Source organism: Bacillus sp. 7884-1, from assembly GCF_002272245.1.
In the GTDB taxonomy this organism is placed as follows: Bacteria; Bacillota; Bacilli; order Bacillales; family Cytobacillaceae; genus Neobacillus.
Genome location: NZ_NPDD01000025.1, coordinates 1 through 16,204, shown reverse-complemented (window position 1 = coordinate 16,204; position 16,204 = coordinate 1). Strand labels below are relative to the sequence as shown.

General features: G+C 40.7%; 12 protein-coding genes. 1 reads left to right on the top strand and 11 read right to left on the bottom strand.

Going from position 1 to position 16,204, the window contains the following annotated elements; genetic code table 11:
• Positions 1-58 precede the first annotated feature (58 nt).
• The 11 genes from meaB to CHI06_RS04190 form a co-directional block, all read right to left on the bottom strand.
• Positions 59-1,180: a methylmalonyl Co-A mutase-associated GTPase MeaB gene (gene meaB, locus CHI06_RS04240; protein ID WP_095247183.1), complete on the bottom strand. Its 1,122-nt coding sequence runs from the start codon at positions 1,178-1,180 to the stop codon at positions 59-61.
• Positions 1,181-3,322, bottom strand: a complete 2,142-nt coding sequence (gene scpA, locus CHI06_RS04235) for a methylmalonyl-CoA mutase (RefSeq protein WP_373558134.1) — start codon at positions 3,320-3,322, stop codon at positions 1,181-1,183.
• 37 nt (positions 3,323-3,359) lie between these two features.
• Positions 3,360-5,243: a methylmalonyl-CoA mutase subunit beta gene (locus tag CHI06_RS04230; RefSeq protein WP_257009161.1), complete on the bottom strand. Its 1,884-nt coding sequence runs from the start codon at positions 5,241-5,243 to the stop codon at positions 3,360-3,362.
• A gap of 128 nt (positions 5,244-5,371) precedes the next feature.
• A complete protein-coding gene (locus CHI06_RS04225; RefSeq protein ID WP_095247180.1) occupies positions 5,372-6,667 on the bottom strand; it encodes a dihydrolipoamide acetyltransferase family protein in 1,296 nt (431 codons plus the stop codon).
• A gap of 166 nt (positions 6,668-6,833) precedes the next feature.
• Entirely contained in the window at positions 6,834-7,817 is a 984-nt protein-coding gene (locus CHI06_RS04220; RefSeq protein WP_095247179.1) for an alpha-ketoacid dehydrogenase subunit beta, read from the bottom strand.
• 12 nt (positions 7,818-7,829) lie between these two features.
• On the bottom strand, positions 7,830-8,825 hold the full coding sequence (locus CHI06_RS04215) for a thiamine pyrophosphate-dependent dehydrogenase E1 component subunit alpha (RefSeq protein WP_095247178.1): 996 nt from the start codon (positions 8,823-8,825) through the stop codon (positions 7,830-7,832).
• Between the two features lie 37 nt (positions 8,826-8,862).
• Positions 8,863-10,284 carry a dihydrolipoyl dehydrogenase gene (gene lpdA / locus CHI06_RS04210; protein ID WP_095247177.1) on the bottom strand — a complete coding sequence of 474 codons (1,422 nt, stop codon included), beginning with the start codon at positions 10,282-10,284 and terminating at the stop codon, positions 8,863-8,865.
• Positions 10,285-10,304: 20 nt separating this feature from the next.
• A complete protein-coding gene (gene buk / locus CHI06_RS04205; RefSeq protein WP_373558133.1) occupies positions 10,305-11,423 on the bottom strand; it encodes a butyrate kinase in 1,119 nt (372 codons plus the stop codon).
• Between the two features lie 76 nt (positions 11,424-11,499).
• On the bottom strand, positions 11,500-12,594 hold the full coding sequence (bcd, locus tag CHI06_RS04200) for a branched-chain amino acid dehydrogenase (RefSeq protein WP_095247175.1): 1,095 nt from the start codon (positions 12,592-12,594) through the stop codon (positions 11,500-11,502).
• A gap of 38 nt (positions 12,595-12,632) precedes the next feature.
• Entirely contained in the window at positions 12,633-13,541 is a 909-nt protein-coding gene (gene yqiS, locus CHI06_RS04195) for a phosphate butyryltransferase (RefSeq protein ID WP_095247174.1), read from the bottom strand.
• A gap of 130 nt (positions 13,542-13,671) precedes the next feature.
• Entirely contained in the window at positions 13,672-15,747 is a 2,076-nt protein-coding gene (locus CHI06_RS04190; protein ID WP_095247173.1) for a sigma 54-interacting transcriptional regulator, read from the bottom strand.
• Positions 15,748-15,924: 177 nt separating this feature from the next.
• Between CHI06_RS04190 and CHI06_RS04185 the strand changes: the two genes are divergently transcribed.
• Entirely contained in the window at positions 15,925-16,158 is a 234-nt protein-coding gene (locus tag CHI06_RS04185; protein ID WP_095247172.1) for a DUF2627 domain-containing protein, read from the top strand.
• Positions 16,159-16,204: the final 46 nt, after the last annotated feature.

The window sequence follows — 16,204 nt, the reverse complement described above, 5'->3', positions numbered from 1 at the left end:
TCGCGCCTTCCGCACAAATCAACAGAGTTCTAATATCATCATTTACCTTTAACACAGCCTATTTTTTTGATAAGAATGCATTAAATAGTATTTCTACTGCAGTTGCTGCTGTTTTTTCTCCTGCCATTACTTCATTTTCTAATTGTGGTAGCTGGAGCTTTACTTCTGGATGATGGAAGAAGCTGTAATGAAGCTGGTCGGTGATTAAGGAATAAATCCAATCGCGTTGCTGTCCTTTTCGTCTTTCTGCAAACACTCCTCGTGACTTTCCTTTTTCCTCAAAATCCTTTATGACTTCCCAAACCTCTTTAATACCTTCCCCTGTTAAAGAGGAGCAGGTATAAGCCTTCGATGCCCATCCCTTAGTAGCCGGCTGAAGAAAGTGCAGGATACGGCTATATTCTTTTCTCGTCTGCTCTGCTTTTACTTTATTAGCTCCGTCTGCTTTATGAACAAGGACAGCATCTGCTAATTCCATAATCCCTTTCTTCATCCCTTGCAATTCATCACCCGCACCTGTCAGGACAAGGAGCATGAAAAAATCAACCATGTCTCGTATGATTACTTCACTCTGACCCACACCCACTGTTTCGATTAAAATCACATCAAAACCTGCTGCTTCGCATATCAGCATCGCTTCTCTTGTCTTTCGATGAACTCCGCCCAATTTTCCTGCCGTTGGTGAGGGTCGAATAAAAGCCCTTGGATTTCGGGATAGCTGTTCCATCCTTGTTTTATCACCAAGGATACTTCCGCCTGAAAGACTAGAGCTTGGATCAATTGCCAGTACAGCGACCCTTAGCCCAAAGTCACAAAGGTATGTGCCAAACGCCTCAATAAAAGTGCTTTTCCCAGCACCCGGTACACCCGTTATTCCGATACGAATTGATTTCCCACTGTGAGACAAGAGCTTCTGGAGTAGCTCCTGTGCCTTATAGAAATGCTGTTCAGCATTACTTTCAATAAGTGTTATGGCCCGAGCGAGCTGCCCTCTATTACCTGACAGCACGCCATCAACTAACTCTTCAACCGAAGGTTCCTTTGTCTGACGTTTACGATAGACAATATTTTTTTCAATGACTACAGACTGGCCTTCCTGCTCTTTCCCTTTTTTTATTACGGTTGAGAATTTTTCCGGTTCATTCGGGTCGTTCCATTCCGGTTTCATATCCTCAGACATTTATTGTGACACTTCCTCATACCCAAGCTGTTTATAAATTTCCTTGATTACCTTTTGGGCAGCAACTGGGATAATGGTCCCCGGACCGAAAATAGCGCAGGCACCATTATCATATAAAAATTGATAATCCTGAGCCGGGATAACCCCGCCGATTACTAGTAAAATATCCTCACGGCCAAGCTTTTTCAACTCCTCCGCAAGCTGCGGCAATAATGTCTTGTGACCTGCAGCCAGTGAGCTCATTCCAATGACATGCACATCATTTTCAACAGCCTGAATGGCTGTTTCTTCTGGAGTTTGGAATAATGGGCCAATATCGACATCAAATCCTAAGTCTGCAAAGGCAGTGGCGATGATTTTGGCACCTCGGTCATGACCGTCCTGCCCCATTTTGGCAATGAGAATCCTCGGTCTTCTGCCTTCATTCTCAAGGAAATCATCCGTCATGTGTTTTACTTCAGAGATTTCTTCTTCGTTTGTATATGCCTTGCTATACACGCCGCTGATAGAACGAATAACGGCTTTATGTCTGCTGGAAACTTTCTCAATCGCATCGGAAATTTCACCTAAGGTTGCCCGGACTCTTGCTGCTTGAACAGCAAGCTCCAACAGGTTGCTTTCCCCTGTTTCTGCACCCTTTGTTAAAGCAGCCAGAGCTTCTGCTACCTTTGCTTCATCGCGGCCTGCTTTTAAGTTTGTTAATTTTTCAATTTGCTTTAATCGAACCGCTGTATTATCAATATCCAATATATCAATTGCTTCTTCCTTTTCGAGACGATACTTGTTAACCCCAATAATAGTTTCTTTACCAGAATCTATTTGTGCTTGTCTTCTAGCTGAGGCTTCTTCAATTCTCATTTTTGGAAGACCCGTCTCAATTGCCTTTGCCATGCCGCCAAGATTTTCAATTTCTTTAATATGTGTCCAAGCTCTTTTTACCAATTCATCGGTAAGCTTTTCAACATAATAAGAACCTGCCCAAGGATCAATAACTTTGGTGATACTCGTTTCTTCTTGTAAAAATAATTGCGTATTTCGGGCAATTCGAGCTGAAAAATCAGTTGGCAGGGCAATTGCTTCATCTAAAGCATTGGTATGAAGAGATTGCGTATGCCCCATAGACGCAGCATGTGCTTCAAGCAAGGTCCGCATTACATTATTAAAAGGGTCTTGCTCCGTTAAGCTCCAGCCTGATGTTTGAGAATGTGTTCTAAGGGCCATCGATTTCTCGTTTTTCGGCTCGAATGATTTCATCATTTTTGCCCAGATTAAACGAGCAGCCCGCATTTTTGCAACTTCCATAAAATAATTCATGCCCACCGCCCAGAAAAAGGACAACCGTGGTGCAAATTTATCAATGTTAATTCTAGCCTTAAGTCCTGTACGTACATACTCCAATCCATCTGCCAGGGTGTATGCTAATTCCAAGTCAGCAGGAGCACCAGCCTCCTGCATGTGATAGCCAGAAATACTGATACTATTAAACTTCGGCATATATTTAGAGGTATACTCAAAGATATCTGCGATGATTTTCATCGACATCTCAGGCGGATAGATATACGTATTACGTACCATATATTCTTTTAAAATATCATTTTGAATCGTTCCAGACAGCTTATCCTGTGTGACACCCTGTTCCTCAGCTGTAACGATGAAAAAGGCTAGGATTGGCAAAACAGCACCGTTCATGGTCATGGATACTGACATCTGATCCAACGGAATTCCATCAAAAAGGGTCTTCATATCTAAAACAGAATCAATAGCAACCCCTGCTTTTCCAACATCGCCAACGACGCGTGGATGGTCAGAATCATAGCCGCGGTGTGTGGCTAAATCAAAGGCAACGGATAAGCCTTTTTGACCCATTGCTAGATTTCTGCGATAGAAAGCATTACTCTCCTCAGCAGTAGAAAACCCAGCGTATTGTCTTACTGTCCACGGACGATTCACATACATTGTTGGGTACGGCCCACGAGTAAATGGCGGTATTCCAGGGAGGTCATCTAAATGCTGCAGTCCTTTACGGTCTTCGTTTGTATAAAGTGGTTTTAATTGAATTTGTTCATTCGTTTCAAACAGCAAATCATCAATAGATGTATCTATTTGTTTATCAACCTGTTCTTCCCATTGCTCTTTTGTCATAAAGTCTTGCTCTTCAAACAGGGAAATACTTTGAAAATCAGGCTTTTGTGTACTCATCTAATCCCACCTCGATTTCTGAAAGAATGGTTGAAAGAAGCTCAAAACAGTTACTTTTAATATGGATAAACTGCCTTATCCCTTCATTCGTCCAATGTGATTGCAAGTCTTTTTCAGGCAATCCCGCTAAATAAAAAATTTGATCTGGGAATTCATTACGCAGTACTTTAATCATTTGAAGTCCTAGGGATCTGTATAGATCATTGCTGCTACACAGACAGAAATACTTAGTTTCTTGACTTGAGATAAATAGTTTGACAGATTCCAAAGAAGTAACAGGACCGCTGTCGATGGCTTTTAATCCTCCAGCTGCGAGGAACCCCCGCACAAAATCTAACCTAGGTTTGTATTGTTTTAACTCACCGAGACAAATCAAGCCAACCTGTGGTATAGAGCCTGTCTTACTTTCAATAACTTTACTCTTATTACGCAATTCTTCATAGGGCTCTGATAATCTGCTGTTCTTAATTGCCTTTATGTTAATTGCACTAGAATCAGTCAGAGAAAAATAAGGTTCAGTGACATGTTCTTTAACGAGAGCTGTTTCTTCTGATAGATTTGCATATACATTCGTACCGATAATGCTTTGTTTTCTTGTAAAAATATCCTGTTTGCGTTGTGTAAGAACTGAAGAAATTTCTTCTTGTAACCAGCCTGATTTTAATACTTCCAGCATACCGCCATTTGCTTCAATCTGCTGGAAATACCTCCATGCTTTTTCTGCTAGCTCAGTGGTCAATGTTTCCACATACCAAGAGCCTCCTGCAGGATCAACAACTGTCCGAAGATGAGCTTCTTCCTTAAGAATGTTTTGGGTGTTTCTTGCAATTCGTTCAGATTGTTGAGAATTGCCCGTTAAATCATCAAATGGTGTTACATGCAGATATTGAACTCCGCCAACAACCGCTGCAAATGCTTCATTTCCTGCACGGAGAATGTTTACATGGTGATCATAAGCTGTTTTTGTAAACGTAGATGTTTCGGCAGAAATCTGCATTCCCCGAGCCTCAGCATTAGCTCCATATACTTTGGTTATTTTGTCCCAGAGAATTCGAGCTGCTCTAAGTTTTGCCATTTCCATAAAGAAATTGCTGCCAATTGAGAATTGAAATATCATTTTCGAAAGAATATTCTCCAGCTTCATTCCGCCTTCAAGCAGCTTTTGAAGATAGAATGTACCCATTGCGGCTGCAATTCCAAGCTCCTGAACTGCATTGGCTCCGCCTTGATGGTAGGTAGAGGTATTTACTAATACTGTCCGTAAATTTGGTAGTTTTAGATTTGCGAGCTTTATATCTTCCATCCAACCCTTGAAAAAGTCTTCTTCAATTAGTCCTTCCACTGCAAACAAAGAGACTGGATCATTTCCGACATAGCCATTAACTTGATTAGAGTCACCCTCATACTCTGCTAATATTCCTAGCAATGCTGATTGCAGTCCTTTACCATTAACTGCAAATGGGAATGTAGAAGGTAAGTCCCCAAGTACATCAGTTAAAGTCTCTTTAGATTCAAAAAGTGCCTCAGAAACTTCAAATGAAAGAGCAGTTTGTCCTTTTTCAACACCCCTACGGAGCTTTTGCTTTAAATCTTCAACTGAATTATATGAAATTCGCTGTGCTACCTTCCAATCATTTGTTACATATCCTAATGGGTCAATGCCTCTACGAAAATCTGAACCTCCCGGATAGTCCGGTGCTTTCTGATTATCTTGTTGAGAATAAAGCGGTTCCAAAATTATACTTTCATATGTAGCGCTTTTTAATGTTTCAATACTTTTACCCTTTAAAGATTCCTCTGCTTTTGCTTTCCAATCTTCTTTCGTCTTTAATGGAAAAGATTGATTTCGAAAGTTTTCCAACACAACATCCCCCTTCCTTGATCTCGTAAATTAAACTAATATTCAATAAATTTCACTTAGTTTCATTGTAAGTTAGAAGAACATATGAAGCAATAAAAATAACCGCCGCCATATCGGCGGCGGTCATTTTTCTAATATATTGATGTTGTTGATTTTGAGGTGCTTTCTAGGATTTCTTTTACCCTTTGTAAGAATCGACCGCAAACGAGTCCGTCTAATACTCTGTGGTCGAGTGACATACATAGGTTTACCATGTCCCGAACGGCAATCATATTGTTGTCCATAACTACCGGGCGCTTGACGATGGATTCCACTTGAAGAATCGCTGCCTGCGGGTAGTTGATAATTCCTGCTGATTGAACGGATCCAAACGAGCCAGTATTGTTAACAGTAAAGGTTCCACCCTGCATATCTTCTGAGCGAAGTTTATTGGTTCTTACTTTTACAGCAAGTTCGGAAATCTCACGGGCAATCCCTTTTATTGTTTTTTCATCGGCTTGCTTTATAACAGGTACATATAAAGCATCATCGGTTGCGACTGCAATTGATATATTGATGTCTTTCTTCTGGATAATCTTATCTCCCGCCCACATGGAATTAATCTGTGGGAATTCCTTTAATGCCTGAGCTACTGCTTTTACGAAAAAGGCAAAGAAAGTAAGATTGAAGCCTTCTTTCTTTTTGAACTCATCCTTTAAAGAATTGCGGTATTCCACAAGATTTGTTGCATCGACCTCTATCATTGTCCAGGCATGCGGTGCTTCATGCTTACTTCGGAGCATATTAGCAGCAATCGCTTTACGGATGCCAGTTACAGGTATTTCGATATCGCCTGCTGCAACAGGAATGCTTGGAGCAGATGCCGCTTGCTTTGGCGCAGCAAACGCTGATACCGTCTCTTGGGCTGCACCTGGCTGTACTTCTGGCTGCTTCGGTGCCACCACTTTTGAACCTGCCACAGGGATATTACCTGATTCAATCAGTTTTAAAAGGTCTTTTCTCGTAATCCGGCCGCCTGCACCGGTGCCTGTCACCTGTGTTAAATCAATTCCATTCTCTTGTGAAATTTTTAAAACTGCAGGAGAATAACGGGCTTTGTTTCCTTGATCAGATTGCTCGGAAACAGCAACTGATTCAGCTACTTCTGTTTTTTGGTCACTAACTTCCGTTTTCACAGCATTGCTGCCTTCGATTTCAATTGTACAAATGATTTCACCAACAGCCAGTGTGTCTCCATCTTCCGCAACCAGTTCTTTTATCGTACCTGTGAACGAAGAAGGAACTTCTGCATTTACCTTATCTGTCATTACTTCAGCTAATGGGTCGTATTTATTAACTTTATCCCCGACAGAAACAAGCCACTTAGAGATTGTTCCTTCGGTTACACTTTCCCCTAACTGAGGCATTTTAATTTGTTCAATAACCAAAATTCTACCTCCTATTGTCTAGCTGCGGCGACTAGCCCCTCGAGGGAAAAGATAAATCACTTTTTCCTCGGTCATAAGCCAATCCGTCAAGAAGGTTAAAAAGCAACCTTCATGCCGGCTCGTCTTACGCTTGTCGGGGCTGCCCAAGTCGCCTCCGCTTTTCGTTTTAATATTCCGCAAGCTCGCGCATTGCTTTTTCGACTTTATCTGGATTGACCATAAAGAACTTCTCCATTGTTGGTGCATATGGCATTGCTGGGACATCCGGACCAGCTAGACGCATTATTGGAGCGTCTAAATCAAATAAACAATTTTCAGCAATGATTGCAGATACTTCACTGATAATGCTGCCTTCTTTATTCGCCTCAGTAACAAGTAATACCTTACCAGTCTTAGAAGCCGCTTCTATGATAGCTTCTCTATCTAATGGATAAACCGTTCTTAAGTCAAGGATATGTGCGGAGATACCGTCCTTCGCTAATTTTTCTGCTGCTTGCAGGGCAAAATGTACACAAAGACCATAGGTAATAACAGTAATGTCATCGCCTTCACGCTTCACATCTGCTTTTCCAAGCGGCAATGTATAATCATCACTTGGTACTTCTCCTTTGATTAAACGGTACGCGCGTTTATGCTCAAAGAACAAGACTGGGTCATTATCACGAATCGCTGCTTTTAAGAGCCCCTTTACATCATAAGGTGTAGAAGGCATTACAATTTTCAATCCGGGTGTATTCGCAAATATTGCCTCGACAGATTGAGAATGATAAAGGGCACCGTGAACGCCACCTCCATAAGGTGCACGGATAACCATCGGACAACTCCAGTCGTTGTTTGAACGGTAACGAATCTTGGCCGCTTCTGAAATAATTTGATTCACTGCAGGCATAATAAAATCAGCAAATTGCATTTCAGCAATCGGTCTCATTCCGTACATCGCTGCCCCAATTCCTACCCCAGCAATCGCAGATTCAGCAAGTGGTGTATCAATCACACGCTCTTCTCCAAATTGTTCGTATAAACCCTGCGTAGCTTTAAAGACTCCGCCTTTGACCCCAACGTCTTCACCAAGAACAAAAACCTTTGAATCTCGTTCCATTTCTTCCCGAATGGCCATTGTGACCGCATCTATATAAGAAATTACTGCCATGTTACATCCCCCTTACTTATCCGCATAAACGTATTTCAGCGCGTGTTCAGGTGCTGCATACGGTGCATTTTCAGCATAATCAGTGGCTTCATTCACTTGCTTCATCACACGATCATTGATTTCTTTTTCCAACACATCATTCATCACGCCTGTTTCTTTTAGATAGGCACCAAAGGTAATGATTGGATCTTTCGTTTTCGCTTTAGCCACTTCATCAGGAGCGCGGTACGAACGGTCATCGTCATCTGAAGAGTGTGGTGTGAGTCTGTAGGAAATTGTTTCAATTAAGGATGGACCCTCACCTCTACGTCCACGCTCTGCTGCATCCTTAACCACTTTGTATACTTCTAATGGGTCGTTCCCATCGACAGTAAATCCTGGCATTCCATAACCTATTGCACGATCAGAAACTTTTTCACATCCCAATTGTTTTTCAATAGGAACAGAAATTGCGTATTTATTATTTTCACACATAAAAATAACAGGTAATTTATGAACTCCGGCAAAGTTAGCTCCTTCATGGAAATCACCTTGGTTTGAGGATCCCTCACCAAAGGTTACGAAAGTCACAAGGTCCTTTCTTTCCATTTTCCCTGCTAATGCTACGCCGACAGCATGTGGAACCTGAGTTGTTACAGGAGATGAACCAGTAACAATGCGATTTTTCTTTTGACCAAAGTGCCCAGGCATTTGTCTGCCGCCTGAGTTTGGATCCTCCGCTTTGGCAAAACCAGATAGCATTAGTTCTTTTGGTGTCATCCCAAAAGTTAAGACTACGCCCATATCACGGTAATATGGCAGCACATAATCTTTTTCCTTATCTAGAGCAAATGCCGCACCAACTTGTGCAGCTTCTTGTCCTTGACAAGAAATAACAAATGGTATTTTACCCGCACGATTCAATAACCACATTCGTTCATCAATCCGGCGGGCTAAAAGCATAGTTTCATACATTTCCAAAACCTTTTCATCACTTAAACCTAATGCATGATGACGATTTTCAGCCATAACATTCTTACCTCCCGTTTGTTCATACCAAAATAACTCATGAATGGATTGCTCGGCCATCAACTGCTAAAGCAGCTTCCCCAATCGCTTCTGAAAGTGTTGGATGTGGATGAATCGTATGAGCAATTTCCCATGGAGTTGCATCCAATACCATTGCCAATCCTGCTTCTGTAATCATGTCAGTTACGTGCGGACCAATCATGTGAACCCCTAGAATATCATTGGTCTCTTCGTCAGCAACAATCTTGACAAAGCCATCGGATTCTCCAAATACAAGAGCCTTTCCGATTGCTCGGAATGAAAATTTACCCACTTTTACTTTATGACCTTTTTCTTTTGCCTGTTCTTCGGTAATCCCAACGCTAGACACCTCAGGATTGCTATATATACATCTAGAAACTAGATTGTAATTAAGCTCTGACGGATCCTTCCGAGCAATATGCTCCACTGCAATTATACCTTCATGGGAGGCAACATGCGCAAGCTGCAAGCCGCCAATTACATCTCCAATTGCGTAAATATGAGATTCTTTTGTTTGGTAGAATTCATTGGTAACAATAAATCCTTTTTCTACCTGGATTTCTGTATTTTCTAATCCAATTCCTTCGACATTTGCTTGGCGTCCTACAGATACAAGGAGTTTTTCAGCCTTAAATTCTTTCACACCAGCTTTAACTTCTGCTGAAATGGTGACGCCATCACCTTTTACAAGTGTTTCAGGAAGGACTTTCGCTCCTGTTACAAGCTTTATCCCCTTTTTCTTCATCAGGCGCTGCATTTCCTTAGAGATTTCCTTATCTTCAGTCGGAATAACCCGGTCCGCATACTCGATAACAGTTACTTCAACACCGAAATCAGAAAGCATGGACGCCCACTCAATTCCAATCACTCCACCGCCAACAATAATGATGGATGCAGGTAATGTCTCCAACTCTAAAGCTTCATCAGAGGTAATGACAAGTTCACCATCAATTTCAAGTCCAGGAAGCGTCCTAGGTCTTGAACCAGTTGCAACGACAACGTTTTTCGGAATGAGCATTTCATTTTCTTCGCCATTATTCATTTCAACCGAAATAGTTCCAGGCATTGGTGAAAAAATAGAAGGTCCTAAAATCCGGCCAAGTCCCTCATAAACATCAATTTTCCCTTGCTTCATGAGATGTTGTACGCCTTTATGGAGTTGATCGATTATTTTATTCTTTCTTTCCTGAACTTTCACAAAGTTATAGGATACTTCACTTGTGATAACACCAAAATCTTCGCTATGCTTAGCTGTCGCGTAAACCTCAGCACTTCTGAGAAGAGCTTTACTTGGGATACAGCCTTTATGTAGACATGTTCCTCCAAGTTTCCCTTTTTCAACTATTGCTGTTTTTAAGCCAAGCTGAGAGGCACGAATGGCAGCTACATAACCGCCGGTACCACCGCCAAGAATGACTAAATCGTATTCTTGTGACACTGTATTTCCTCCCCAAATTGTTAGATTTTTGCTGTTTTGAATGTACCAGGATACTCTTTTACTTTTTCCTCTCCACGCAAAACTCTTAATGCACCTTCAGCTAATGCTTGAAGTTCATTTTCACCTGGATGGACAATCGTATCTGCAATCCAATTAATTCTATCGGTGATGGATTTCACAAATCCTTTACCATACGCAAGACCCCCAGTTAACACAATGGCATCCACTTTTCCTGCTAATACTGCGCTTGCTGCTCCTATTTCCTTTGCTACCTGATAGGCCATTGCTTCGTAAATAAGAGAAGCTTGTTCATCCCCAGCACCAATTCTCTTTTCAACTTCGACCGCATCATTCGTTCCAAGATAACCGACAAGTCCTCCTTGACCTACAAGTTTTTTCATTATTTCATCGCGAAAGTATTGCCCAGAATAACAAAGAGCTACTAAATCCCCAACTGGAACAGTCCCTGCACGTTCAGGGCTAAAAGGACCATCACCATGGAGACCATTGTTTACATCAATGACTTTTCCCTGCTTATGTACTCCAACGGTAATTCCGCCGCCCATATGTGTAACAATTAAGTTTAATTCCGTATAATTCTTCCCTAGCTCCTTAGCGACTCTGCGAGCAACAGCTTTTTGGTTGAGCGCATGGAATATACTTACTCTTTCAATTAAGGAAAAGCCAGATACTCTTGCAATCGGCTCAAGCTCATCTACAACGACAGGATCAACAATATAAGAGGGAATATTTAATCCAGAAGCAATTTCATAAGCAATAATACCACCAAGATTTGAAGCATGCTGTCCAGCAAAACCAGTCCGTAAATCATCAAGCATGATTTCATTTACTGCATAAGTTCCGCCTTCAATCGGTCGAAGCAAGCCTCCCCGCCCACAAACAGCACTCAGCTTGGATATATTAATTCCTTCGTTATCCAGTGTTTCCAAGATGGTATTCTTTCTAAATTCATATTGATCAATAATATTAGCAAATGAATTAATCATTCTCGAATCATGACGGATTGTTTTTTCTAAAATGGAAATTTCATTATCGAAGACCCCAATCTTAGTTGAAGTGGAACCTGGGTTGATGACGAGCATTCGATATTTCTTATCAGGCAACGTTTTAACCTCCATTTTTTTCACATTTCACACCTATTAAAGGGAAAAGACGCTGAATTATCCATTCAGCGCTCTATCCCTTTTTATTTTCTTAGCGACGACTTAAAATATGGTGGCCATTTTGCAAGAATTGACTGCGTGAATTACGCATTTTTTCAATTCTTTCTTCCGCCATTCTATCTGCTGCAACATAAGTTGGGATGCCGTCGCGCTTTGAAATAGCAATTACCTTTTCGATACTTGCATAGATTTGATCAACTTTTTTCATTGCCCGTTCATGGTTATACCCATAAAGTTCATCTGCAACGTTGATAACACCGCCAGCATTAATGACGTAATCAGGAGCATAAACAATACCCATTTCATGGATAAGATCTCCGTGACGAGTATCTTTTAACTGGTTATTGGCAGAACCCGCGATAACTTTAGCTTTTAGCTGTGGAATCGTATCATCATTAACGGTTGCACCAAGTGCACATGGAGCATAAATATCACATTCAACCCCATAAATTTCATTTGGATCTACTGCACGAGCACCGAAATCCTCTACTGCACGCTGAACTGCTTCTTTATTAATATCGGTAACAATTAATTGCGCTCCCTCTTCATGCAAGTATTTACAAAGTGTGTAGGCAACATTCCCAACGCCTTGAATCGCAACCACTTTTCCTTCTAAGGAATCTGTACCAAAAGCTTCTTTTGCAGCTGCTTTCATACCAACGTACACACCATATGCCGTTACAGGCGAAGGGTTGCCTGATGATCCGAAAGCAGGTGAAATACCAGTGACATAATCTGTTTCTTCATGGATTAAATCCATATCTGCAACCGTTGTTCCTACATCTTCTGCAGTAATATATCTTCCATTTAAACCTTGAATATAGCGTCCGAATGCACGGAATAACTCTTCACTCTTATCCTTACGAGGGTCACCAATAATAACTGTTTTTCCTCCGCCAAGGTTTAACCCTGCAGCTGCATTCTTGTAGGTCATACCTTTTGCTAATCTTAGCGCATCTTCAATTGCTGCTGCTTCAGATTCATATGTCCACATACGAGTTCCTCCCAAAGCAGGGCCTAATGTGGTATCGTGTATCGCAATAATTGCTTTTAATCCAGATTGTTTATCTTGGCAAAATACAACTTGCTCATAATCATATTGTTCTAAGTACTTGAAAATTTCCATGTTAACGTCCCCCTCTAATTTGAAACCTGCACTAAATACTATTTGGTTACAGAGCAGATGGCGAGTGCAAGTGAATATAGCTTACTTTCCGCCGAATCAGCTCTAGAAGTTAATACGATGGGAGCCTTTGCGCCTGCAATAACAGCCCCTACTTTTGCTTTTGCAAAATAAGTTAATGACTTATATAAGACGTTTCCAACCTCAATAGTGGGAACTAATAAAATATCAGCTCTTCCGGCTACTTCACTTTGAATTCCTTTGTGTTCAGCAGCTAAAGCAGAAACGGCATTATCTAATGCTAATGGACCATCTACAATACAGCCAGTGATCTGCCCTCGTTTATTCATAACACTTAATGCAGCAGCATCAATAGTCGCTTGCATGGCCGGATTCACTACTTCAACAGCAGCTAGAGGAGCAACCTTTGGATATTCTATTCCAATTGCCCTAGCCAAGGCTGCAGCATTTTTTATTATTTGAGCTTTTTGCTCTAATTCAGGGGCAATGTTCATCCCTGCATCCGTAACGATGGTAAAACGATCGAAATCTGGAACCTCAAAAACAGCTACGTGTGATAGAATATTTCCCGTCCTAAGACCGTACTCTTTATTTAGAACTGCTTTTAATAGAGAGCTTGTAGGGATATTCCCTTTCATTAATACGGTTGCTTCCTTCGTAGATACAGCCTTAACTGCCAGCTCTGCAGCCATCTCGTTTGAGTCTGCATGAACAATTGTAAGCTTCTTATTACTTTTTTGCTGGCCTTTGTTCTTAACGTTTACTATCATCTTAATTTTTTCTTTATCACCAAATAATATAAAATTGGCGAGATTCCGGTTTAATGCTTCGATAACTGCTTCGATGACTTCTTCATCTTCTGCCACTGCAACAGCTACCGTGTTACCATCCAGCTGGGTTGCTTTGTATATCAGTGATTCAAGCAACAAGTTGTCATCAACCCTTTCTCTTCAACTGCAACTCCATTATTGTAATATGCAAAATCCGTGCCAAGTTGAAATTACTGAAAACGCTTTACCAGCCGAAACAATACATGCAATTTTCTTCGTACTGTGAAATTTATTGCATGCTATTATTTTCAATTTTATATTTTTCTAGCTTATAATAAAGATTCCTCACCGATAAACCTAGCGCCTTAGCTGTTGCCGTCTTATTACCATTATAACGGTGAAGCGTTTGCTGGATAATCTCTGCTTCATAATCTTCTATCATTGCATTTAAAGAGCGATCCTGTTGGATTGATTCACTATGATCTGTTACTAACGGTTCACTACTCTTTTTTTTAGGTCGCAGTTCTGGAAGGTGATGTACATTAATGAATGTTTCATAATAATTCATAAAGATTATCGCCCTGCCCAGAATATTCTCTAGTTCCCGCACATTCCCAGGCCAATCATAATTCACTAATTTCAGCAGAGCAGCTTGGGAAACCCCTTCAACATTTCTGCCGTAATCCAAATTAATTTTTTCAATAAGCCTTTCACACAGTACAGGAATTTCTTCTTTCCGATTTCGGAGTGGAGGTATATGTATTGGCATACGATTTAAACGATAGTATAAGTCTTCCCTAAAAGAACCTTTCGCAATTCCTTTTTCAAGATTCACATGGGTTGCCGCAATAATTCTAACATTTATCGGAAATGGCTTTGTACCACCTACACGTGTGATTTCATTTTCTTGCAATACCCTGAGTAATTTCGCCTGAGTATTGGCAGAAAGTTCGCCTATTTCATCGAGGAAGATACTTCCGTTATTGGCCTCTTCAAAATAGCCCCTTTTCCCTCCTCTTTTTGCCCCTGAAAAAGCTCCTTCTTCATAACCAAATAATTCACTCTCCAGAAGGGACTCCGAAATTGCTGCACAATTAACGCGAATAAATTTGTTGTACTTACGATCACTTGCATTATGTATGGCGTGGGCAAATAATTCTTTTCCTGTACCGGATTCACCCCGTAACAGGACTGTCGCAGGTGTTTTTGCCCCTAGCTTAGCCTGTTCAATCGCTAGAGTCATTTCTTCAGAACTGCCGATAATATCCTCGAAGGTGTACTTTGCTTCAAGAGTGCGAATGATTTGACGAGCACGGTTCAATTCCCTGTTTAGGGTTTTAATTTCTGACATGTCATGAATAACCCCAACGCTGCCTTTTAGTTTTCCTTTAACAATAATCGGGGCGACATTGACAATTACTTCACGTTTATTTGCACCTACTCGCATTGGTACCCCACGGACCGCTCTTCTTGTTTGGAGTACCTTCATATGCATACTTTCACCTTCGGATATATCTGCAGTCGCTGGTTGTCCAATAACCTGTTCTTGTGTAAGACCGGTAAGACGTGTATATGCTGGATTAATAAGCAGACCCCTGCCATTTTCATCAACTACTGAAATTGCATCATCACTAGAATGAATGATTGCCTGCAGCATAGTTTGGATTTCTTTTAAATCGGTAATTTCCTCTGCAAGATTCACTACTTCTGTGATATCTTTGAAAACAGCGAAAGCACCAATTAAGGTCCCATTTTCTTCGATGATGGGAATACGTGTTGTAATTATTTTCCTCCCATTCCCCAGAACCATTTCTTGATTCGTTTCTGTTCTTCTTGTTTCCAGGATTAAAGGCAGTCTACTTTCCGGTATTACCTCAACCACGTATTTCCCAATTGCTTGGTCCCGTTTCACACCTGTCATTTCTTCGGCTCGGCGATTAAATAAAATCACGAACCCTTTTGCATCAATCACCAGCATCCCATCATTTGTGGCATTAAAAATTAGTTCTTGTTGATAGGAAGCATTTTGATGTTTAACGATTAATTCTTCCTTTTCTTCAAGTAGCCTTGCAAGAAGAAATGCAACACTGCCAGGAATTAAAACGGTTTTCTTGTCCTTGGTGCTCCTTAACTCTTGAAACACATGTTCATTTCCTGTTACTTCAATAATAATATCGATATTTTCACTTAAAAACGGCTTCCAATCAATTCCTATTTTAATACCCAAACTCTGTGCTAAAAAGATACCCGGTGCATCTAAATTTCTGTCAATGACAGCCTTAACCTGAAGGACTTCTGTTTCATTGAGCAGCTTAAGGACCGCTGTACCACCCTTACCGGCGCCAACAATCATAACATTTTGCATTTTTCCGCCCCTTTATAATAAAAGAAGATTTTTTCATACAATCTAATCGAAAACATGCAATATTTTTCACTATCTATTCTATATTTTTTTAGTTATCTTGACAAATTTTATCTTTGTACTAATATTTCCTTGAGGGTATAATTCTTACGACTTACTAAACAATTGGAAGGATTAATTATGAAGCGGATTATTGCTTTACTTATACTAGTTATTCCAGGCTTCTTAGCTGGCTTTGGGATTAAATTAATGCGTGATATGACATTTGGGATTCTTCAAAGCCCAATCCCTTTCTTATGGCTGCAATTTCTTTTAGGACTAATTCTATTCATAGGTGGTTTAGCATTTGTAGCAGGCTTCATTTTTCACCGTGACAGAAAAAGTAATAAGGTACAGGATAGATTTAAAAAATAGGCTATGTTTAAGCTTATTATTGATTTTGGCACCTGTTGATTTGTGC